A 20,905-nucleotide genomic window follows, 5' to 3' on the forward strand; every position below is an offset into this window, starting at 1 on the left:
ATTTTCCAGTGCCGGTTAGTACTGGAGTACAGCACCTGCCCAATCATGTCACTGCGCGTCCAACACGACGGGTCCGGCGGAGTCGACCAGCATGAGGGCAATTTCTAGATCTGCGCATGCGTCCGCCAGCGATCGTCCAAGGATCTTCTCGATCCGATTCAGCCGATAGACAACCGTGTTGCGATGAACATGGCTCTGCTCCGCGGCCCGCAACAGGCTTCGCCCCGTGCGAAGGTACGCCCATAGAGTGGCTCGCTGTTCCGACGCTCCCTCACTGTCAGTTGCCAACGGCCCAAGCGTCGTCTTGACAAACCACGATGCCTTTTCAATGTCCGCGCCGAGTAGTGCGACCAGCGAGCGGTCGACCCACCTCACCAGGCGAGCTTCCGCGCGCTGCGCCTGCGCTTCGAAGGTGTCGATCGCTCTCGCCTGCAGATGACTTCGACGGAATCCTCGCTGGCCGGCGGCCAGCTCACCAATCGCACAGCGCAGACCATCCGGAGTCCCCGGTGGAAGGCTGAGGCGCTCAAGGTCCTGCCGCTTCGGCTCCGACGAGGTCGACAGCCACGCCCAGAGTTGATCGTGACCTATCCGAATCACAAGAGAGGATGCGTTGGACAGGTGGGCGGTCATGTCTTCGAAGACATGCTCCAAGTCACTTCCGTAGGTGCCTGGCCTGCAGAGGACGAACCCGATGTGAAATCTCTCTATTTCAACTCCAAGATCCTCTCGAATCTGACCTGGAGTATAGTCCTGCTCATCAATTATTGAGTCAATAATAGTGCGGCGTCGCGCCAGGACGCTATCCATCAGGAAATCGCGCTCTCGCATGTAAGCGACGACGAATCGATTGACATGCCCATCGAACATTTTGGAAACCAGCATCGCCAATTCGCTCGAAAGGGTTTCCTTCAAAGCTTTCGGCGATGCATCTACCAGGCGTGAAAATATGTCACGCTCAAGTACACGTATCTGCTCCATAATGTCTTCGAAGGGTACGTCCCTTTGCGCCGCCGCTGCCGCCATAGGCGGTACCGCGGACGGGCCGAGTAGCTGCTCGTTCGGGGCGAGAACGTCACTGATCATGTCAATAAGGAGCGCCTCAATAGAGGCCCCGATTGCGGCTACGGGCAAATCTGGAACTGTATCGAAGTACTGCGCTACCACCTCAGTGTTCTCCGCTGCGGCATGCAGGGCCCACCCGGCAGGACCTGATCCAATTCGCGATTTGGCGTTGATGACAACCTCTTGCGCCAGGTAGGAGTCAACTTCGCCCTCACGCGTCCAGGAGGGTGCCAGACTTCGGAAGATGCCCATCAAATCGGTGGACGACACCCTGTCACATTACCATTCGTGGGCCCGGAAGGCGCCATCGAAGCGACATGCCGCATCAGTGCGGTTCGCTTGAGGCCACTCCGGGGTTAGACTGAGCGGGCTAATTCCATTATTTTGGGATTCTTTAGCACCGCGGTGACGCCAGTCGGCTCAGAGGCTGAGATCATCAGCTCAGTTGCCGGGATACTGCAATCAACAGTCCGCCTGCGATATTTGCGCCATTCGAATAAATTCTAGGCCAGTTTCGATCCGCAGCGGTATCTAAATTTCGGTGAGAGTAGGTAGATTGTCGCTAGACGACACGATCCATTCGCTTGACCGGCGCCTATTCAGGGCGGGTATTCCAACTCACGCACGCACAGCTGCTCGAGCTTGAGCCAAGACTGCCAGACCTGGCGCCACTCACAGGAGTGACTGGTCCGGATCATGTCGCCAACGCGTAGCCTAATACCGCGCAACTCTCGGCTAGGCGCCGTCGAAGCGGGGCAGATTCAGAATTGGCGGTAGCTATCGCTCGACTGAAGGTTCACACATTTGCGAATGATCGGCTTTACTGCTCGCCGACTTGGCCCCGAGCGCGCGGGCGCCTGCTAGGACAAGATCGACTTGCCGTTCAGCGTCTCCGCGAGTGAAGCGTCGCCCGCCGAGTGTGATGCGGAAATGGACCGGTCCGCAGAGCTGCTCGAAGAGGACCTCTGCGTCTGTGGCGGGGAGTTCGCCACGCTCGATGGCCCGGCGTACGACATTTTCAGCTGCGGCGACGCGACTGCGCCATATTTCACGTCCCAGCTCTGCCACGTCTCGTGCGTCTTCCCGGCTGGATTGGGCGGTGCGCAAGACGGCTCGGCCGGCGTCACTTTGTAGCAACTTGGCGAGAGAAACAAGTATCCGAATAAAATCTTCTCTGACACTGCCGGTGTCAGGCATGGGGACCGCTTGCATGGTGTACTCGGTGATGGCATCACGCACCAGATCGGTCCGGCTGGGCCATCGACGATAGATTGTTGTCTTGTGGACGCCCGAGTCGCGAGCTACGTCCTCGAACCGCAAGCCCTCATAGCCGTTTTCTACGATGAGCGCGATCGTCGCCTCGAGCACCTGCTCACGCACCCGCTGAGTCCGTCCACCGGGCCTTGTCCGCTTCGGCTTGAACTCTGTCGACGTCCTCGTCATGGCAACCCACTTCCACTGTCGCAACGCAAGGCTGCAAGCTGACTGTATCAGCAGTTCAGCCTATGACATGACCCCAAGCCAAAACTAAAGATATAATCAGGGGGTTTCTCGCTGCGGAACTCTGGCCAAGTAATGGTTCTCCATTCGCCAGTGGACCAGGCTGAGAAAGTCAGATGCTTAGGGGCGTGCCTGAATCTTTCCAAGAGTGTGCGCCTAGTTTTCCGCACCTGAAATACACTGGTTGATTGTAGGCTTCGGAGGTGGCGAGGTCGAGGCGGCCGAGATCGGATCCGGAGTTGGTGGTGGCCGAGGCGCAGCGTCGGGAGTTGGTGCGGGGTGCGCGGGCTGCGACTTCGACGGCGTATGCGCTGCGGTGCGGTGCCGGCTCGTGCTGGCGTGCACGGAGCCAGGGACAGCGAATGCGCATGTTGCGGCAGCGGTCGGTGTCATGCCGGCGACCGTGGCGAAGTGGTGCAAACGCTTCATCGAACACAGTCTGCCTGGGCTGGCCGATTAGCCTCGGCCGGGCCGGTTGCCGTCGATCCTGCTGGAACGGATGGAACAGATGCTGGTGTTGACCCCGGGAACAGACACCGCGTGACGCCACGCGTTAGCCGCGGTCGTGGTTGCCCCGCGGACCGGCCTGCCGAAGTCGACGACCGGGCGGATCTGGCGGCGGTTCGAACCGAAAACTCATCTGGTGTACGGGTTCAAACTGTCAACCGACCCGCTGTTCGTGGGGAGAATGGTCGATGTCGTCGGCACGCACCACAATCCGCCCGAGCGGTCCGTCGTTTGTATGTGGACGAGAGACCACGGATGCAGGCATTAGGGTCGTTCCCAGCCGGTGATGCCCACGATGCCGGGTATGCCCGCGCGTCGCACCCCCTACTACGCCCATCACGGCACTACTAGCCTGTTCGCCGGTTGAATATCGCCGACGGCACCGTGGTCGGCGAGCTGCACTGTCCGCGCGGTCGCACAGGCACGATCGCTCGGCCCGAACCACATCGAAAATAACCGTCCGCGACGAGAGCAGGGAGTAGACAGCGATTTCTGCAGCTCCTACCGTGGCCGGAGAGGGTTTACGTTTTCGAACGCTGCTACTCCTCTACTTTCGGGCGGAGCACTGACTCGGACGACACTGATTTAAGTCCAACTTCAGGAATATAGAATTCTTCTCCATAGAAAATTCACTGCAAGAAAGACGCAATTTTCGCCTTGAAGTCAGCGATATCGAATGCATTTACGCTACAGGATCGAAATGACCCACAGTGGCAATTGAAATATAGTCGCGCGCCGCACATTTTCTGACGCCGCCATCGGGTTAGCCACCGATCTGAAAGAATTGTGGAAGCGTTGTTTTCCAACTACTTCAGCCCAAAAACCAGCTATATCGGAGCCCGGGCTCTGAGCGGTGTCTCACGTCGCTATGATTCATTCTCCGTGCCGGCCAAGTTCCTGTGTCGCTGTGCATTGAGCGGTAAGGAGGTCGTTGCCGTGTTCGAGCACCCATAGGCCGAGCGCTTTCATCGGTCCTTCGACCAGACTGGAGCCCAGACCGGTCAAGCAGTATTCAACGCGCGGAGGTGCCTGCGCGTATCTGTGACGCTCGACCAGGCCGTGGCCGAGGAGGCGTCGCAGTGCTTCAGTGAGGGCTTTGTCACTGACTGAGCCGATACTGTCGCGTAGTTCATGGCGGCGGCGCGGCCCGTCGCGCAAGGCCGCCAAGACGACCGGATCCCACATGTGAGCGAACAGGTCGGTCGCTGCGCGCAGTCGACAGTCCGCAACCCATTCCTGGCAGTCGTCGTATCCGCTCATCTCGTGATGATCCCACGTTCGTTGTGAACCGATCGGTGCGCATCGGTTTGTTTATCGTAGCTCTCTGTTGACATACGCAACACGGAGGAGCAACTGATGCGCATTGGGATATTGGGAACAGGCACGCTTGCCGGTGCATTGGGCAGTCGCTGGACCCACGCTGGGCACGAGATCCTGGTCGCCGGGCGTTCGCCGGTCAAAGCCCAAGAGCTGGCCGCGCGCCTAGGAGGCAAGGCACAGGCAGTCAGGATGCGGGAGGCGGTAACCGAAGCGGATGCGGTGCTGCTGGCTGTGACATGGACTGGAGTCGACGACATTCTGCGGAGCGTCGACGCCGCGTCCGGGACGCTGAAGGGCACCACGCTGATAGACCCGACCAACGCCATCGACCATGGTGTCGGCGTCCTGCGCACACCATCCGGGAGCTCGGGTGCGCAGTACATTGCCGACCGCGCCCCCGGCGCGCACGTGGTGAAGGCATTTCACATGTTTCCCGCTGCGCAATGGAATGACGCGACAAACCCTCCTGTGACAGTAACGATCTGCGGCGACCACCCGCCTGCACTGCGAATCACCGAGACCCTCGTGCGCGACGCCGGTGCGGAAACTGCAGTGCTGGGTCCGCTCGGCCGGGCGCGGCAGCTGGAAGAAGCAGCCGGTTTTGTCATCGGCCTCACTTTCAAGGGGTTCGATCCACGCTCCGCAGTCCCACGGGTGGTTGAAGCGCATGCGGTGACTGCAGCGCAGTGACCATCGGACGCCAAGCCGTCTTTCGTGGGTCACCGTAACAGTCTGTGCTGCAGATGTTTTGAAGTGATCAATAAGTTGGTCCAGCATCTGGGGCAAACGAACTGTGAGGGCTGACCGACTGTGTTGCCGAAGTTTCTCCCGCGCAAGCAACGTGATGGCACCACGCCGGTAGCCCAGCCGACTGCATTTACCGCCGTGGTGCATGTGCTTACCAGCGTTTGCGCAAGGCGATGTTGCCGCCGGCGCTCGGTGTGACCGTCCCGATAGCGCATTGCCAGTTTACTGGATGGACTCGCACAGGTCTCTGGCGGCGACGACATCGTGCAGCGCTAAACGACCCAGGCAACTATGACTTGATCGCAGGTCACAAGAGATAATCGACGCGGCGTCGGTACGAGCGAAAAGGGGAAGCGGAATGACCGGACCAAACCCGGTCGACGGCGGCGAGACCGAATACACACTGGCTGACCGTGGAGGAAGTTACTCTGTCAGTGAACATTCCGGCCCCAACTATCGATGTCGGCTAGACGCTGAACCCACTGATAGGCGCGGTCCCTTCAGCGTGGTCGCGAAGCGGGACGCCACGGAGCCGACCGGATGAACTGCATGCGGACAGGGCGCACTACAACTGCGCCACTGAGTCCGGTACAGAGGCATCGTGGTCCAGACCGCATGCAAAGGCAGCGGTCCGCAAACCACCTCAGCCGCCATGATTGGGTGATAGTCGGCACTTCTTCCTCGATCATCGAGGATCGCACAGTATGCGGACTGTGAACGGCTCGCGAGATGGACACTCGCAGTAACTATTTGCGCGCCCGTGCACGATCCGCCTAGCTTGAGTTTTAACCTCTAATCTGCTGTTCTGTGGACTTTCTACGGGGTCGCGGCTCGGCTGTTCGGAAAGGTTTCTTGTCGCTGGCGGTCTTGATGTGCACGTCGTACCGTGGCGCTGGCCGCTTGTTGCGGTGCCCGGCCGGTCGACTCGGTCCGGGGCGGGAGGGTTTCGGTGCTCTGGCCGGACATGCCGCTTTCCGGCGGAGGCGCCGAAACCCTCGACGGACACGTGCGGGTGTAAGCCGTTGCGGGGCTGAAGGTTTCTCCCAGGGTCGCCGGATATCGATGGTGAGTTCACGAGCAAGGCGCAGTTGGGTGTAAGCGGTGAGAAGCAGCCAGGTCCATCGGTCTGCAGTGGCGGGGTCGCGGAGTTTGGGGACGTTCCAGCCGAGGGTCTGTTTGAGCATGCGGAAGGTGTGCTCGATATCGAACCGCCGCAGAAATGCCTGCCACAACACCTCGACCTCGCCGGCGTCCAGGTCGACGACCGAATGCCACAACCACACCGGTGTCGGTATCGCGCCGATGGGAGCCGGTCGACGTCGAGCCGGATCTCCGTGCCTTCGATCACCGGCAGTTTCCCGGCTTGGGCGACCCAGGATGACCGATGTGTGAGCTTGGGGTGCAGGCGATTCCACGACCGTGCTGTGGCAGGGCCGTAGAGGCGGGTTCCGGTCCTGACGGCGGTGTCGGGTTCACCCCAGCTCGCCTGATCGCCGAAGGCGAACTCGTCACCGTGACGTGGTGGACGGCCGGCGATCCCGGGGTGCCATGCTGGTGCTCGGCGGCGCAGGACCCGGTCCGACCGCATCCGGCCCAGCACGGCAACGGGCAGATCGGCCAGCAGAAACGCCAGCCGGGGTGCGTCGTATCCGGCGTCGGCGATGATCCAGACCTCCGGGCCACCGGGGCACCAGTGCCCGGCTTCGATCAGGTTACCGATCACTGTGCGCAGCTGGCCGGCGGTGACGGTGGCAGCATCATCACCGGGCGCCAACCGCACTGCATCCAAAGGTGTGGTCCAGGAACTACGCCCCGATTCCAGAGCAGCGACCACCGAATACGGCCAGCCCGGAATCATGTGCGCGGTGTTCTTCGCACGCCCGCAGGTGTGACACAAGATCCGCTGCGGGCAGGTATGAGCTTCGGGCCGCAACCAGGAGGTGATATCCACCGCCAGCAACAGCCGGCCATCCGCGGCTCGCGGTAGCGGCACCAGCGCCCGCCGGCGGGCGATATCGATCCGTCCACGGTCCAGACCCGCATAGACACTGCCGTGTCATCGGCGATGCTCACCGATCAACGACAGCTCCGGCAGTGACCGCACCGAACCGTCCGCGCACAACACCGCATCAACCACATCGAACACCGCATCCGCCCGCTGAGTCAGGCACCGATACAACTCCCGCCGAAACCCCGAAAGGTCCCCGACCGTGTCGGCGGACCCGGTGTCGTGCACACTGTTCATTGACGCCCGTGGTTGTTGAAAGTCTTTCTATCGCAAGGAGACATGATCAACCAAGGGCTTCACCCCTGATCACCCGGGGTCACAAAACAGCAGCTCAGAGGTTAAAACTCAAGCTAGTACCGGCGGGGTTCGACCCTGGCGTCGTCGCCTCACACCTCACACCACCCGGCACTTCCTGCAGCTCCACCTGGTGGATTCACTGACATCGCGCAGTGCGCTCGCACAGGTGCCGCAAGGTGGTGGCCGTCGTAGCGCTATGAGCAGAAGCGTGACGGGCATTCGGGCTTTGCCGTGTCGGCTCCGGGCAGCAATGGCCATACGAAGAGGCCCGCTCAGCCGTGCTGTTATCGGGGAGATGCTGACGATAGCGGGTTCCAACAGGCATAGTCGGAACTGGCAGCGATCCGGGTGTATTTTGGTGTGGCTCTGGCGTCACAACTTCGGGCCGTTGATCCGGAACTTGCTGCCCCAGAGAGGATGTTGCCGCTCGCGAAGGCCGGCGGCTGGCGCCGAGCCCGAAACAACTCGGGACGTCACTTGCTCGGAGCCATGATCTAAACAAGCCTGGAAGAGAGAAGAACATGGGAGACAAACTCGAGCTGCTTAGCGCGGTGCTCCGGGTGACTGGTATTGCCGCTGGCGAAACCATTCGAGGCCGCAAACCAGTGACCACTCGAGACGAGGTGCCTGCCAGCGTACGACAACTGACTCCCGCGTGGCTGACCAATACGCTTGGGAGCGCGGTACCAGATGCGGCAGTGATCGACTTCGCATTTGGTGAAGGTTCGGACGGAACCAGCTCGCGGCGCGCATTACTGCTGTCCTGGAACGAGGCCGGACGGGCTGCGGCTTTGCCTCAGAGGGTCTACACCAAGACATCTCCGAGGTTGACCAACCGACTATTGATCGGAGTCACCGGCGCTGCCGGAGCAGAAGCGCTATTTTACAATATGATTCGACCACACTTGCCGATCGGTGCACCCGTGGGCTACTACTCGGCATGGAATCCTTGGACCTGTAGGTCAATCGTAATTACCGAGGATATCGCCGCAGAGCGCGGCGCAACATTCGCTGACGCGACCGCGCTCCATGTTGATCGCGCCTCGGCTGAGAGTATGGTAGCCGAGCTGGCGGCGTATCATGGTGCGCTGTGGGACGACCCTCGTCTGGCGAAGGTCTGGAAACTCGATACTGCGGAGATGTGGCAGCGCAAGTTTAACGCCAGGACGGCTTTCGACTCGGGCGCGTTGCTGGGGATTCGGTTGGCTGAGGAGCATGTACCTTTGGAACTGCATCGGCGAAGAAAGGAAATCCGGCCGGGTTTGATGCGCTCACTGAGCCACAACGTGAGTGGACCACACACGCTTCTGCATCAGGATGTTCATCCCAACAACTGGTTCCGGCTGCCTGATGGCTCGCTGAACCTCTACGACTGGCAAGGCATCGCCCGAGGTGGATGGGCACTCGACTACAGCTACGCCATCAGTGCAGGGCTGACACCGGAGAACCGACGAGCCTGGGAGCGCGAGTTACTCGCGTTGTATCTAGATCGTCTTGCATCGGCGGGTGGTAAGCCACCTACTTTCGAGGAGGCATGGCTTGCCTACCGCCAGCAGATGCTTCATGGCTTCATCTTCTGGACTTACACTTTCACGGTTGGAAAGATTGCACCGCTCCAGGCCGACGCGCACGTCCGCACTCTCATCGAACGGACCGGCCAGGCAATGGTCGATCTGGAAACACTCGATGCGCTCGAACGCACACCTCGCTGGAACTCATGACCGCGAATCTCACACCGTACACTCGCTGCAGATCAGTCAAACACTGTGCCAGCCACAACATCATCTCTGCAGCAAGCCCTGACCGTTTATAGGTCCTGCCCTTTCTCCGTCCCTAGCTTATGAAGCCGTGACATCGGTGACGCCGGCAGAGGGGCGGCTGGCCGGTTTCCAGCGGCCTAGTGGGGTCGATAGTAGTTGTAATGGATGTCCCAGATCTGTAGCGCAGGCCGGCGCTGCAGATCCGAGGTCCATTGGCGGGCGGAAGGAATTCTCTTCCAAGATCCGGTTGTAGCGTTTCACTTCCCGTTGCGCCAGGGCGTGGAGGGAACGGTCCGCTGCTGGCGGGCCCAGTGAAGTACCTTCGCGAAGCCATGGGCGGTGCAGCAAGCGCCGTTGTCGGTGACCATCCGCTCGTCCGGGTGATGCCGTGAGCGGCGAAAAATGCTCTGACCCGGAAATGAACGCGATCGCGGTGATCGCTTTCTCGTCGTCGACAGCTTCGGTATAGGCAAGGCAGAATCGCCGTCGACCGCGGTGTGCAGAAACGCATCCGCTAGCGTTCAGCTGCGGCCCGGGCTGCCAAGTCCTGGGCCGAGCCTCGGCCATGGACACGCCAGCCGCCGCCGTCGGGGATACGGTCGGCTTCTTGAAGTCGATATGCACCATACGCCCTGTTCGGCGGGCGATGATCCGGCGTGGTACCGGTTCGGTTCGCCGTTCGGGTCCAGGTAACGACGCCAGTTCAGCCCGAGCTGGGCCAAGTGCCGACCGGCGGTCCGCACCGATATGCTGGTGCCCTCGGCAGCCAGTTCCCGCACGCTTCTGTATGACGACCACTTCCTGGTCCTGCGCAGTTGCTCGATTCGGTTGACAGCTTGGGCGGGGTCGTTGTCAGCTACCGGTGCGGTGCCGGGAATCGGTCGGACAGGTCGAATTCGCCGAACCGGCGGAACCTGTTGACCCACTTCGATGCACATTGCCGAGAGAGACCCAGCTCGCCGGCGACATAAGCGATCGGGCGAGTTCGGCAGCGGTGCACGAGCCGGTGGCGACCCTCGACGGTGAGCGGGGCATTACTATGAGACACAGCGGTTCTTTCGGTCTGAGGTTGATGTGTGAGTTGGCGCTTCGCATCCTGCCGCCGAGAGAAGCACCCTTTCATCTCATCTCATACCCCGCGTCACCAACGTCCCTACACGCAAACACCTAGCACCGCTATAACCCCATCGGCACTATGGGTCCGAGCATGCGCCGTCAAGAGCAATTCTTCAGCCATGCCCGGATCGGGCAGTTCCCGCAGCGCACATGTCGGTTCCGACTGCAAAGAGAGACCTGGGCTGGACCGTTGATCCGCACAAGAAAGCATCGCGGACCGAAACACTGGTCCTTCCACGGCTAGTTACCTGCGCTGAGTGCGCGGTCCTCCGACCCCTGCTCCGAGTCTCAAACCTCAACAATCAATCACCCGGCGCGCACTTGCCTTCGCCACTTACCCCCCACATCGACCAGGCAGGGTTTTCTACGACAGCAACCACACGAAACTCAAGCTCAGCTCGCCCTTGAGTTTCAGCCCAATCAATCATCCGCTGCGTCAACCGAGGTAGCGCGTTATCGACGTGCTCCTACGCGCAGAGTCCCGGGCAACGGTCGGCTCGGGCGAGTCAATGTATGCCGAGAACAAATATGCGGGCCAACTCCGTTACAGAATTCCGAATTATCATCGAGATCAACTTGCCGACCGACGATATGCATCCAGTACGGCGGTCGGTATCCGGCCACGGTCAGGTACTTCATGTCCGTTGCGACGCGCCCACTCGCGCACTGCTTTCGCGTCCTTCTGCCGCCCAGCCGCAGGAGCCTTGCTCCTGTTGCGCCCGCCAACCTTCCGTGCAAAAGGGACCCACTTGTTGAGTCCAACGCGCAACTCTTGTGCATTCGCCTCGGATAAATCGATCTCGTAGGCCATCCCATCGATACCGAACGAAACTGTCTCGGCCGCAGCCGACGCACCGTCCACATCGTCGACCACAGTCACTGTCACCTTGCGCGCCACACGGCACCTCCTCTAGCTCAAGCCCTGCCCGACCCCCGCCCCGATTCGGCATCTTAGCAGGAGCACACTCATACGCTTTCCTCCAACTCGGTGAATCGGATAGACCACTCTGGAGGGCACCGAATGTCCGTATTTGGTTGGAACCTGGACGTGGGGGAACGCAATAGTCCTCGGGCTTGTCTCGAAGTCCGCTGAGACCAGTTCATCGTCCTGCCGAGCAACGGCCTCCCGCACGTTGTCTACCAACCATCTCTCAGTACGTTCGGCGGCTTGACAGGGTGATCAGGTGAACTACTATTTCATTGGCAGACGAACCAAAGGCTTTGCAGCCGTTGAGGACTGTTGGGGTAGCCGCTCATTTCGAGCGCCATACGCCTGCTTGCTTCACCAGCGTCTACCGGCGAACCAGCAAATTCAGTTGAATGTTGCTTTGTTCCGTCATCCAGGCTGTCCTCGCTGTACACCGCGCCAAGGACACGCGGTGGAGAAAGCTCGTTCGTTCACGATTCATGGAAGCTGGGAGATCAGCGATCGGATGTGGAGTAGCCAGGCTGGCCCTCCCTCACCCACTCTCGATCATGCCATCTCCGAACAGATCTCCTCAGCCATGCCATGCTCCGCGGCCGGATCTGTGGGTCACCGCAAACCAATGGAGAGCCCACAACCCGGCGAGGACGCTGTTGGGTCAGCCGTCTGAGCGGCAACCCCCGGTCCAGGGCCACGGTCGACCCTCATGAACACAGCATCCTCACCGGACAGCTCCAGCAGCGCACGTGGCGACCGGATCGAAGCCCACTGATCGGATGAACCACCCGAGCTCATCGCGGCGGCAGCCAAGGCACTACTCGCGCTGCTCCTCGATCATGGCCGCAAGCACCCCGACGACAGGAACAACGACGATGCCGACCAAGCCCAGCGCATGGGCCGCCCTCGACGACCTACTCGGGCTCGAACCCGAGACCAGCGATAACCGCACCGACCAGCAGTTAGCCTTCTACGGCCGCTACTCAACCGACCCCGACGACATCGCTGCCGCCGACCACATCGTCCCGTTGCGCCGCTCCCCACCCACCCCATCATTCGCTCCGAGAAGCCCGCCCACCCGGCCAATCATCACCGTGGACACCTTCGCCGAAGCCCAACTGCTGCGGCGCCGACGAGCGGGCACAGGCGATCGCAGCCGCGGCGCACTCGAACGGACCCGAGAGGGATCCTTGCTGCGCCCCTACCTGCCCAGGGACCGCATCCGATGCGACGCGTGCGGACGCGCCCGCACCCGGGCAGCCGATATCCTCGACGTGCCCGTCGAGTTCTTCGCCGTGGGCCGGCCCCTGGCCCATCCCGACGGCGCAGGCGCGCACTTCCGCAGTCTGCGCCCGACCAAGGCCGTGCAGCGCGTCAAGGCCATCGCCTTCGTCGATGCCGAGCGAGGCAGCCTCGACCGCAGCTGACGCATCAACCAGATCGTCGATCGCTGTGACCACAACCTTGCACACCCGCCTCCACTCCTCCACTAGCCAAACCCTGGCCATCCCACGCCTCGATCCGGCGCCCTGGCGGTGGCAAACACGGATTCTCGCTTCCTGCCGGAGAAGCCGTCAGTGCAGAAGTTCCGACAGGCCTCCTGACAACTACCAAGACCTGTGCCCGGGCATACGCCTGGACACGCGACAACGGAACACTCTCGGGGCACGTAGTGACGTTGCTGATAAGGATGAGTCAGGCTGCGGTACTGCAACTTCGACATTATCTACGCCCGCGAGGGTAGCCAGGGTCAGAAGACAAGAGTCAAGCAGTCGGTTTACTGTCGATGCACGGCGTCGCAATCACAAATTCTCCCCCTGCTTCACTTCCACGGGCCCGCTGATCTCCCGCATATCTACGGCAAGTGGGTGGGGTTGCCCGGTGAGTACCACCAGCGCTTCAGCGCACTCCACCAGAGTGGCCTTGGTGTAGATCGGTGTCGCGGTCGTCCCGGGGTCGCGATGGGCTGCGTACCTGCGAGCCACCGCTTCACCGCAGACTCGTTCGACGAAGGTCAAGGTGGTATGCCGCAGCCAGTGCACGGTCACTCCCTTGGCATCTGCCCACGCGAGATGCCGGTGAAACCGGGCGTGGAGGTTGTCGTAACGGCGATCGGTGATCGGCCTCCCCGACCGGGTCCGCAGTACCCGATGCCCCGCGTCTGCCGCCGCACCACCTCGATCGCGGACGTGCTCCTGTAATCGACGCATGAGAAGAGGGGTGATCGGATGCCATGCCTCCACACCACCCTTGTGACGCAGCAGAACAGTGCAGTCCTCGGCACTCAGGTCATCGACCCGCAGCTCGAGGGCTGCTCGGCGCCGGCAGGCGGTCTCGATGTGCAGGCGCACGATGAGCGAGTCCAGTTCGACATCGTTGCCGGTTTCCGAAGCAATACGCCCCAGCTCGGACACCTGGGCTGGGGTCAGGGCGTGGCGGGTGCTCTCCAGCTTGCGCGGCATCGGCACCCTCATCGCGGGGTTGGCGGCGGCGGTGATCAGGCCGTCCATCTCGGCTAGCCGATACAGCCGCCGGACACCATGAAGGAAGTTCCTCGCTGCGGCGCTGCCCCCGCGCCAGTTCGATCTGACCACCGCGCCGGCCTGGTAGCAGTGCATCAACGCCAGGATCTCCGTCGGAGTTGGTTCGTCCAAGCGACGGTCGCCCCACTGCGCCAGGATCATCCGCCAGTACGCGCCATAGGCTTCACGACGCAGCGCGGACTCCACAACGAACACCCGAGGAATGAACTCATCGAACCTCGGGGCCAAGGTCGCGAGGTTCTCCTCGGGTTGGCGCGCCACCGTCAAACCCATCCGGGACATGGCCTGCAGCAGTTCGGCGACTTCGGACTCCTTCATCGCCCGCGCCCCCAGAGATCGGGGCGGTGCTCCCGCAACGCCGCCGCCAGGGCGCGCGGCGGGTACACCACGAGCACCTCGTCCTTGAGTGACGCCGCGAGCAGCACTCGATCACCGGCACGCAGCCGGCACTGATTACGGACACCGGAGGGCAACACCACGAACCCGGCCGGGGACAACCGGCGGCCGTGGCGTGAACGACGTACCACCACAACACCGTGGTTCACACCGACCGAGACCTGCTGTCCCGCCGCCCATCCGAGTTGCCGCACGCTACCGCGGGCGGCCAATCGACCTCGAACATCCACCACAGTGACCGAACAATGCAACTCATACTCGACGACCTCGGAACCGTCGGGGAAGGCGAACTCGGCCGCGAGGATCTGCGAAGACGATCGTGGAGCGACCACCGCATCGAAGAGGCCCTCGAACAGGCTTCCGGCCACGCTGAACCCATCGTCGTTCACCGCCGACCCGTCCCGGCAACCACAGGGAACCGCATTGGCGGCTCTATCCGATCAACGGACACAGCCATGAGCAGGGGCATCGGGCGACCAGCAGCTTCGGCAACAAGAGTGACTACTTGCCTCGCCCGCGGCGGGGACATCGTGGAAAAGTGAGGATCAACAAAGGAGGTAGGCACAAGGCACCGCTTTCATGCCCCGCCTGCTGATCTTCCCAGTTTTCAGGTTACCTGGGCACACGCACAGTTTCTATCTTCTAATGCGCATATCACAGTACCGAAACTCTATAGGCTGCGGGTCTGGGCTGATTTGGCGCCCACTCCATCGAGCCTTCCGCCGTGGCTCGAATCCGCGAGCGCGCCTCCGAGACCAGCCGGATCGGCAGAGTGCAATCGAGCCCGAGACGGTTTCACCGCGAACGCTAGCGTGGGGCCATGCCCGGCCCACTCCCCCACCTGCAAGAGAATGGCACGCTGCTCGTGCTGCGCGGCAACTCCGGATCCGGCAAATCCACCGTCGCCTGCGCCCTGCACCAGCACTTCGACCACGGCCGATCCACCCTGATCGCCCAGGACAACATCCGACGCACCGTCCTGCGCGAACCCGACACCCCCGGGGCATTCAACATCGAGCTGATCGAACTCATCGCCACCACCTGCCTACCCCGTCGGCAACTGGTCATCGTGGAGGGGATCCTCGACGCCGACCGCTACGGGCCCATGCTCGAAACCCTCGCCACCCGAGCACAACGCGCCTTCTTCTACGCCTGGGACCTGACCTTCGAACAGACCCTCACTCGGCATGCTCAACGGCCACAAGCCACCGAGTTCGGCGAAACCGACATGCGGGCCTGGTACCACGGCTGGCAACCACTGCCCTTCGTCACCGAAACCCGTATCGACCACACCTGGGGCCAGAACGCCACCATCGAACGGATCCTTCACGACCTGCACGAATCAGAGCATCAGGACCGGACCGCGTCGAGCTGAGCTCCGAGCGAACCATCGGACTGCGCCCCTGGGGCCCAAGACCAAGTCTCTCGTAACACCAGTTCGTGGCCCAGGTCAACAGTAATTCATGCCCATACAGGCCGCCGGGAACACCCTGCAGCCCAACGGTATTTCCGCAGCCACCCGACCTGTCAGGCTCGTCCTGGAATCAGCTGCCGCACGCTGGTATGCCTGCAGCACCGTGGAGGGGATCCGGCCCCGCTCGGGCACATCATGCCCATTGCGGCGCGCCCACTCCCACACCGCCTTCGCATCCTTCTGCCGACCCGCCACAGCAGCCTTGACCCGGCTTCGTCCCCCGACCTTTCGCGCGAATGGAATCCACTTGTCCAGGCCCGCGCGCAGATCCCTCGCATTCGCCTCGGCAGTCAGCGGCAATGTCCTGACTTCGGGGGGTGAAGACGGCGCCGTGCGGTGTGTGGGACCTCAGCCGTTCAGGTGACCGCACGACCTGCACCTGGACGATTGACCACCGACACCAGCTCGTGGCCGGGGAGCAGCGACGATTCGCTGACCGTGTCCGCACGGTCTCCCGCCCCGCGGACCGTGTCGTCGGGGGGACCGAGGACGCGCACCTGCACGTCATCGACTCCGGACATCTGACCGCCGATATGGCGATGCCGCCCGGAGCCGACTGGATCCGCTCCACCGCCATCACAGACACGGGGGGTGTGATCGTGGCCTGCGAAGACGGCGCGGTCCGGTGCTGGCGTCAGGGCCACCTCACCACCATCGCCCCGGGACCAACACGGTGTGGTCGGTTACGCATACCCAGGACGGCTGCCACACTGTCCTGGGAGACAGTGTCGGCACACTCACCGTCGCCGACGAGTCCGGCGCCGCGAGCACACTGTCGATCGGACACGGACGCGTCTGGTCCCTCGACTCGGCAGCGCACTATATCGCCGCGGCCTGCGGAGACGGGACAGTCCGGCTCCATTCGACCGCCGAGACCGACCAATCGACAGTGCTGGTTACAGAGGCAAGCCGCATCTGGGCGGTGGCGATAGCACAGTCCGGCGACCGGCTCGCCGCAGCGGGCGACGACGGCCGGGTCCGCGTATGGAATCTTCCCACCGGCACGTTGGCGTGGGATGCCATCACTGATGCCGGGCGGATCCGCTCGCTGGCCTTCAACTCCGACGGCTCCGTACTAGCCGCAGCATGCGGCGATGGCAGCGCAAAACTGTGGAACAGCAACGGAGATCTCCTGATGCAGGCACAGGCCGGACAGGGCTGGAGCCGCACCGTCACCCTCGATCCCACTGGCACCCGCTTGGCTGTCGGCTCCGGTACCGGCGACATCGTCCTCCGCGACACCGCCACCGGCGAAGTCATATGCGAACTCGCGGGCCACACCGGTCGGGTTCTGATGCTCGGGTTCCTCGACGACCACTTGATCTCGGTCGCTGCGAATGGCACGGCGCGATGGTGGAGCCTGACCGGGGAACTCGACGCCGAAGTCCGGGTCGACGCGTCCTGCCAGGCGGCCGGCTTCGATGCTGCCAGCCGGCGTGTCACGATTGCCACCGCCGCCGGAGTGACAGCTTTGACCGTCCCCCCGCCAGTCCGCGAACGGAGCATAATGGCCGCCAGCACCACCACCGTCTCGACAATCGTGTCCACGGAACCGGAATCGTTCGCATGGAGCGTTCTGACTCACCGGCACCCTGCCATCATCAACCAGGTCCGCAACGCCCACCCCTACCCGCCCGACATCCAGCACCGCCTCGAAGCACTACGCGAACAGATCACCACAACCGTGCAGCCACTTCCCGAGGGCAGCCACGGAAAACCTCAATGGGACCAGTGGGGCGCCGAAATCTACGGCAGGCGGTGGCTGGACATCCCATTCCTCTGGGCCGAAAGCTACTTCTACCACCTGCTGCTCGACGCAGTTCGCTACTTCGGGCCCGGCCCCTGGCAAGGAATCGACCCGTTCACCCGAAAACAGGCCGAACTCGACGACCCCGCGCTCGACACCGAGCTGGCCGCAGCGCCGAAACCTGAAAGTCTCTCGCCTGAACAGCGCACTACCGCACTGATCCATGCAGCTCTCTGGGGAAACCGCGCCGACCTCGGGTTCCGTCTGTCCAGATCCCCCGGAGCCGCTGATAACGCGCCCGGCAGCATTTTAGACGACCAGACCGAGGCGGTGGTCGACTATCTCAACAACCACACAGCCGGCACACTTGTCCTCATCGCCGACAACGCCGGCCGCGAGCTCATCCCCGACCTCTTGCTGGTCGACCACCTCCTACAGAGGCACCCAGCGTTGATGGTCGAACTGCACCTCAAGCCACGGCCCTACTACGTCTCCGACGCCACCACCACGGACCTGCTCGCCGCCCTCACCCGCCTCGCGGGCATTCCCGGACACACCCGCTCAGCAGCCGAACGACTCAACGATGCACTGGCCCAGGGGCGCCTGCAGTTGCGTGTGCACGAGTTCTACTGCGCCCCTCTATCGTTCCACCATCTGCCCACCGACCTGCGCGGCGACCTCGCACGAGCCGACACCGTAATCCTCAAGGGCGACCTCAACTTCCGGCGCCTGGTCGGGGACTGCCACTGGCCGGCCACCACCCAGTTCACTGAACTCACCCAGCACTTCCCCACCCGGGTCATCGCGCTGCGCACCCTCAAATCCGACGTCGCGGCAGGCATCGACGGACGCGTGCTCGCCACCCTCGAAGCATCCGAACCTGGCTGGCGGACCAGCGGAGCCCACGGGGTAGTGCAGCTATGCGACAAACATCCGAGCACCTGCTGACCCGAAGGAGCTGTGGTGCCCGAAGCACTGTTCGTGGGTCTATCGACCCTCGATATTGCCTACGCCGTCGATCGATACCCGGGCGAAGATACAAAAACCCAAGCTTCGGATCAGTTCCTGGGCGCCGGTGGACCCGCCGCCAACGCCGCGGTCGCGTGCGCGATTGTGTCGGGCCAGCCCACGACGCTGATCACCGCGCTCGGCCGCCACCCGATCGCCGACCTCGTACGCCACGACCTCACCGACAGGAACCTCACCCTGGTCGACACGACATCTGAAAGCACAGACAAGCCGCCAGTGTCATCGATCGTGGTCGCAGTGGAAGCCGGTTCCCGCACGATCGTCGGTCTCGATGCAGCCCGAATCCAAGCGCCATACTCCCCCAGCCTCGATCGATACGTCGACGAGGCCACGATCGTCCTGATCGACGGGCACCATCCCGAACTGGCGATAGGCGTGGCACGCCGCGCCGCAGAGATCGGAACGCCGGTCGTCCTCGATGCCGGCCGGTGGAAGCGATCCACGACCAACTCCTGCCCTGACCGATATCGTGATCTGCTCCGCGGCCTTAACGCCACCCGGCTTCGAAGGTGGCACCGCAGCGTTAGTCGATCATTTTTGTTCGGCTGGGCCCAAACACGCCGCGGTGATGTGGGGCCCGCACCCGATCGTGTTCGCCGAGGACGGCCGGCAGGGCACCATCGACGTCACACCGGTCACTGATGCGACCGACACTCTCGGCGCCGGCGATATCTTGCACGGCGCGTTCTGCGTCCACTACATCGAAAACCGCGATTTCGTCGACGCGCTCGCCCGTGCGTCGGAGGTTTTGACCTTGTCGTGCCGCACGTTCGGCACGCGAAACTGGGCTACAGCATTTACCTGATCACAGCGTAGTTCCCACCCGTCTCGCGCAGCACAACGTCGGCGCAGTCACGCGTGTCTGCGACCAGACGGGGCGTTCGGCATATTCCTGTCGGCGATCTTGACCTGCGCCTGCTCGATCGTCCTGCCGCCGTGGAGATGGCGGGCGGTCAATCTCTACAAGCCGGACAACGGGTTCACTCCCCAAATATCGGGCTTATGAGAGGCTCTAGGCGGCGCGCAGATCGAACTCCTGCGCGTTGGCGCCTGCGGTGAACGCGGCCCATTCGGTGGGCGTGAAGATCATTGCGGACACCTCGGTGCCCGGACTACGTAGGACGACGTAGCGGTCTGTGCGCTGTTCGATTTCAGGGAGGCCGTCGCCGAGTGGGTGGCTGCTGCCTGCCTTCACCTGGTCGAGGAAGCGTGGCCAGAGGTTGATGTCGATGGCGACGATGGGTTGCGCTGCGGGATCGTTGGCGGGATCTCGGAGGTATCTGCTGTCGCGGATGAAGACCGTCTGGCTTCCGAAGGCGACCTGGACGCATTGGCCACCGTTGGTTCCGCTGTAGCTCGAGGTCCGCCAGTGCAGGCGGTCCCGGGAAGTCATTCCGTTCTCCCTCAAACGTGTAACACGACATAGTTCCCGGTGGATTCACATAAGCCGGAACCGACCACTGCGCAACGACAATGAGGGGACACGTTGACCAACCCGCACTATCCATCCCAGCCCCAGCAGCCCTACGGCACCTATCCGCAGCCTCAGCTGCCGAAGAAGAAGGCCGCGTGGCCATGGCTGCTGTTGATCCCCGCCATCTTCCTGCTGTGCGGGTTCGGTGGATGTGTCGCCCTCGTCGCCAACAGTGACGACGTAGCCTCCTCGGCATCCGAAGGGCTCGAAGACGGTGCCGCCGCTGCGGCACCCGACGCCGACTCCGATATCGCACCCGCCGGCTCGCCGGTGCGTGACGGCAAGTTCGAGTTCCAGGTCACCAAGGTTGAGCAAGGCCAGGAAGCAGTGTCCTGGTCCAGCCTGGTCCAGCGGGAGGCACAAGGGCAGTTCGTGCTGGTGCAGGTGACGGTCACGAACATCGCGAACCAAGCCCAATACTATTTCGGCCAGAATCAGAAGTTGATCGACCAGCAGGGCCGCGAGTTCGAGAACGACACGCTCGCGGAAGCGTACGTGAACGAACCCGGCGGCCATACCGGCGAGATCAACCCGGGCAACAAGATCGACGTCGTGCTCGTGTTCGACGTCGCTAAGGACGCGGTGCCCACCACGATCGAGTTCCATGACTCAGCGTTCTCCGGTGGCGCGCAGGTCGCGTTGAAGTGAGCCACTGAACCCACCAGACGAGGGCGCTCTCGCGGGGGCGCCCTCAGCTATTTGTCGACATCCAGGAGGCACGCATGTTCGGTCAGTTCATCATCATGCTTCTCGCACTCGCCGGCACTGTCTACAGCCTGTTCAACGGTTGGCCGGTGGGGATCCTCGTCGGGCTCATTATTGCGGTTGTGGCGTTCTTCCGACTGGTCGGACAGATGGCGAAGGGCATGGGACCCTCGTCCAACTTCTAACCCCGCTGGCCCTGATTCGCACATGCGTTCGGTGCGGTGGGTAGTGCGGAGCCGGGCCATCGAGCCCGGAAAGCTCTACCGCGCCCCCGAAGGCTGGTCCGATCCGCAGC

19 protein-coding genes and 1 pseudogene are annotated in these 20,905 nt (G+C 62.5%); 9 read left to right on the top strand and 11 right to left on the bottom strand.

Annotated elements, in window-relative coordinates; translation table 11 throughout:
- Positions 1-48: 48 nt before the first annotated feature.
- The 3 genes from ACWCPQ_RS24875 to ACWCPQ_RS24885 form a co-directional block, all read right to left on the bottom strand.
- Positions 49-1,335 carry a PucR family transcriptional regulator gene (locus ACWCPQ_RS24875; RefSeq protein WP_449902922.1) on the bottom strand — a complete coding sequence of 429 codons (1,287 nt, stop codon included), beginning with the start codon at positions 1,333-1,335 and terminating at the stop codon, positions 49-51.
- Between the two features lie 507 nt (positions 1,336-1,842).
- Positions 1,843-2,445 carry a TetR/AcrR family transcriptional regulator gene (locus ACWCPQ_RS24880; RefSeq protein ID WP_449902925.1) on the bottom strand — a complete coding sequence of 201 codons (603 nt, stop codon included), beginning with the start codon at positions 2,443-2,445 and terminating at the stop codon, positions 1,843-1,845.
- 1,500 nt (positions 2,446-3,945) lie between these two features.
- A complete protein-coding gene (locus ACWCPQ_RS24885; protein ID WP_449902927.1) occupies positions 3,946-4,332 on the bottom strand; it encodes a winged helix-turn-helix transcriptional regulator in 387 nt (128 codons plus the stop codon).
- Between the two features lie 96 nt (positions 4,333-4,428).
- Here ACWCPQ_RS24885 and ACWCPQ_RS24890 point away from each other — a divergent pair, with 96 nt between their 5' ends.
- A complete protein-coding gene (locus tag ACWCPQ_RS24890) occupies positions 4,429-5,082 on the top strand; it encodes an NADPH-dependent F420 reductase (protein ID WP_449902929.1) in 654 nt (217 codons plus the stop codon).
- A 742-nt stretch (positions 5,083-5,824) separates the two neighbouring features.
- On the opposite strand, the gene ACWCPQ_RS24895 is transcribed toward ACWCPQ_RS24890, so the two are convergent.
- Entirely contained in the window at positions 5,825-7,174 is a 1,350-nt protein-coding gene (locus ACWCPQ_RS24895; protein ID WP_449903078.1) for a transposase, read from the bottom strand.
- Positions 7,175-7,965: 791 nt separating this feature from the next.
- Here ACWCPQ_RS24895 and ACWCPQ_RS24900 point away from each other — a divergent pair.
- A complete protein-coding gene (locus ACWCPQ_RS24900; protein ID WP_449902931.1) occupies positions 7,966-9,165 on the top strand; it encodes a hypothetical protein in 1,200 nt (399 codons plus the stop codon).
- Positions 9,166-9,344: 179 nt separating this feature from the next.
- Here the strand turns inward: ACWCPQ_RS24900 and ACWCPQ_RS24905 are convergent.
- Together ACWCPQ_RS24905 and ACWCPQ_RS24910 are read right to left on the bottom strand one after the other, a co-directional pair.
- Positions 9,345-10,252, bottom strand: a pseudogene (locus tag ACWCPQ_RS24905) (IS481 family transposase); the annotation flags it as partial.
- A gap of 639 nt (positions 10,253-10,891) precedes the next feature.
- Positions 10,892-11,218: a histone-like nucleoid-structuring protein Lsr2 gene (locus ACWCPQ_RS24910; RefSeq protein ID WP_449902934.1), complete on the bottom strand. Its 327-nt coding sequence runs from the start codon at positions 11,216-11,218 to the stop codon at positions 10,892-10,894.
- An 899-nt stretch (positions 11,219-12,117) separates the two neighbouring features.
- Between ACWCPQ_RS24910 and ACWCPQ_RS24915 the strand changes: the two genes are divergently transcribed.
- A complete protein-coding gene (locus ACWCPQ_RS24915; RefSeq protein WP_449902937.1) occupies positions 12,118-12,669 on the top strand; it encodes a hypothetical protein in 552 nt (183 codons plus the stop codon).
- Positions 12,670-13,044: 375 nt separating this feature from the next.
- Here ACWCPQ_RS24915 and ACWCPQ_RS24920 read toward each other — a convergent pair whose 3' ends face one another.
- Together ACWCPQ_RS24920 and ACWCPQ_RS24925 are read right to left on the bottom strand one after the other, a co-directional pair.
- Positions 13,045-14,103 carry a tyrosine-type recombinase/integrase gene (locus ACWCPQ_RS24920; protein WP_449902938.1) on the bottom strand — a complete coding sequence of 353 codons (1,059 nt, stop codon included), beginning with the start codon at positions 14,101-14,103 and terminating at the stop codon, positions 13,045-13,047.
- Complete coding sequence (locus ACWCPQ_RS24925; protein WP_449902940.1) at positions 14,100-14,570, bottom strand: AbrB/MazE/SpoVT family DNA-binding domain-containing protein; 471 nt, start codon at positions 14,568-14,570, stop codon at positions 14,100-14,102. Before ACWCPQ_RS24925 ends, ACWCPQ_RS24920 begins: the two co-directional genes overlap by 4 nt.
- Before the next feature lie 431 nt (positions 14,571-15,001).
- On the opposite strand from ACWCPQ_RS24925, the gene ACWCPQ_RS24930 reads away from it, so the two are divergent.
- On the top strand, positions 15,002-15,556 hold the full coding sequence (locus tag ACWCPQ_RS24930; RefSeq protein ID WP_449902942.1) for an AAA family ATPase: 555 nt from the start codon (positions 15,002-15,004) through the stop codon (positions 15,554-15,556).
- 75 nt (positions 15,557-15,631) lie between these two features.
- Here ACWCPQ_RS24930 and ACWCPQ_RS24935 read toward each other — a convergent pair whose 3' ends face one another.
- Together ACWCPQ_RS24935 and ACWCPQ_RS24940 are read right to left on the bottom strand one after the other, a co-directional pair.
- Complete coding sequence (locus ACWCPQ_RS24935) at positions 15,632-15,850, bottom strand: Lsr2 family DNA-binding protein (RefSeq protein WP_449903080.1); 219 nt, start codon at positions 15,848-15,850, stop codon at positions 15,632-15,634.
- A gap of 161 nt (positions 15,851-16,011) precedes the next feature.
- Complete coding sequence (locus tag ACWCPQ_RS24940) at positions 16,012-16,176, bottom strand: hypothetical protein (protein WP_449902945.1); 165 nt, start codon at positions 16,174-16,176, stop codon at positions 16,012-16,014.
- Between the two features lie 152 nt (positions 16,177-16,328).
- Between ACWCPQ_RS24940 and ACWCPQ_RS24945 the strand changes: the two genes are divergently transcribed.
- Genes ACWCPQ_RS24945 through ACWCPQ_RS24955 form a run of 3 tightly spaced genes read left to right on the top strand, consistent with a single transcriptional unit; the run spans position 16,329 to position 19,236 of the window.
- Positions 16,329-18,350, top strand: a complete 2,022-nt coding sequence (locus ACWCPQ_RS24945) for an ARMT1-like domain-containing protein (RefSeq protein WP_449902946.1) — start codon at positions 16,329-16,331, stop codon at positions 18,348-18,350.
- A 15-nt stretch (positions 18,351-18,365) separates the two neighbouring features.
- Positions 18,366-19,073 carry a PfkB family carbohydrate kinase gene (locus ACWCPQ_RS24950; protein WP_449902948.1) on the top strand — a complete coding sequence of 236 codons (708 nt, stop codon included), beginning with the start codon at positions 18,366-18,368 and terminating at the stop codon, positions 19,071-19,073.
- Positions 19,000-19,236: a PfkB family carbohydrate kinase gene (locus tag ACWCPQ_RS24955; RefSeq protein ID WP_449903083.1), complete on the top strand. Its 237-nt coding sequence runs from the start codon at positions 19,000-19,002 to the stop codon at positions 19,234-19,236. Before ACWCPQ_RS24950 ends, ACWCPQ_RS24955 begins: the two co-directional genes overlap by 74 nt.
- Positions 19,237-19,443: 207 nt before the next feature.
- On the opposite strand, the gene ACWCPQ_RS24960 is transcribed toward ACWCPQ_RS24955, so the two are convergent.
- On the bottom strand, positions 19,444-19,824 hold the full coding sequence (locus ACWCPQ_RS24960; protein ID WP_449902950.1) for a DUF397 domain-containing protein: 381 nt from the start codon (positions 19,822-19,824) through the stop codon (positions 19,444-19,446).
- 93 nt (positions 19,825-19,917) lie between these two features.
- Between ACWCPQ_RS24960 and ACWCPQ_RS24965 the strand changes: the two genes are divergently transcribed.
- Positions 19,918-20,553 carry a DUF4352 domain-containing protein gene (locus ACWCPQ_RS24965; protein ID WP_449902952.1) on the top strand — a complete coding sequence of 212 codons (636 nt, stop codon included), beginning with the start codon at positions 19,918-19,920 and terminating at the stop codon, positions 20,551-20,553.
- Between the two features lie 74 nt (positions 20,554-20,627).
- Complete coding sequence (locus ACWCPQ_RS24970) at positions 20,628-20,795, top strand: hypothetical protein (protein WP_449902954.1); 168 nt, start codon at positions 20,628-20,630, stop codon at positions 20,793-20,795.
- Positions 20,796-20,905 lie beyond the last annotated feature (110 nt).

The sequence above is a fragment of the Nocardia sp. NPDC001965 genome (assembly GCF_053594175.1).

Excerpts from the sequence above, each read along its gene's own strand:
- ACWCPQ_RS24885 (WP_449902927.1), bottom strand. The coding sequence starts at position 4,332 with ATGAGCGGATACGACGACTGCCAGGAATGGGTTGCGGACTGTCGACTG.
- ACWCPQ_RS24890 (WP_449902929.1), top strand. The coding sequence starts at position 4,429 with ATGCGCATTGGGATATTGGGAACAGGCACGCTTGCCGGTGCATTGGGC.
- ACWCPQ_RS24900 (WP_449902931.1), top strand. The coding sequence starts at position 7,966 with ATGGGAGACAAACTCGAGCTGCTTAGCGCGGTGCTCCGGGTGACTGGT.
- ACWCPQ_RS24915 (WP_449902937.1), top strand. The coding sequence starts at position 12,118 with ATGCCGACCAAGCCCAGCGCATGGGCCGCCCTCGACGACCTACTCGGG.
- ACWCPQ_RS24920 (WP_449902938.1), bottom strand. The coding sequence starts at position 14,103 with ATGAAGGAGTCCGAAGTCGCCGAACTGCTGCAGGCCATGTCCCGGATG.
- ACWCPQ_RS24930 (WP_449902942.1), top strand. The coding sequence starts at position 15,002 with ATGCCCGGCCCACTCCCCCACCTGCAAGAGAATGGCACGCTGCTCGTG.
- ACWCPQ_RS24940 (WP_449902945.1), bottom strand. The coding sequence starts at position 16,176 with ATGTCCGGAGTCGATGACGTGCAGGTGCGCGTCCTCGGTCCCCCCGAC.
- ACWCPQ_RS24955 (WP_449903083.1), top strand. The coding sequence starts at position 19,000 with ATGTGGGGCCCGCACCCGATCGTGTTCGCCGAGGACGGCCGGCAGGGC.
- ACWCPQ_RS24960 (WP_449902950.1), bottom strand. The coding sequence starts at position 19,824 with ATGACTTCCCGGGACCGCCTGCACTGGCGGACCTCGAGCTACAGCGGA.
- ACWCPQ_RS24970 (WP_449902954.1), top strand. The coding sequence starts at position 20,628 with ATGTTCGGTCAGTTCATCATCATGCTTCTCGCACTCGCCGGCACTGTC.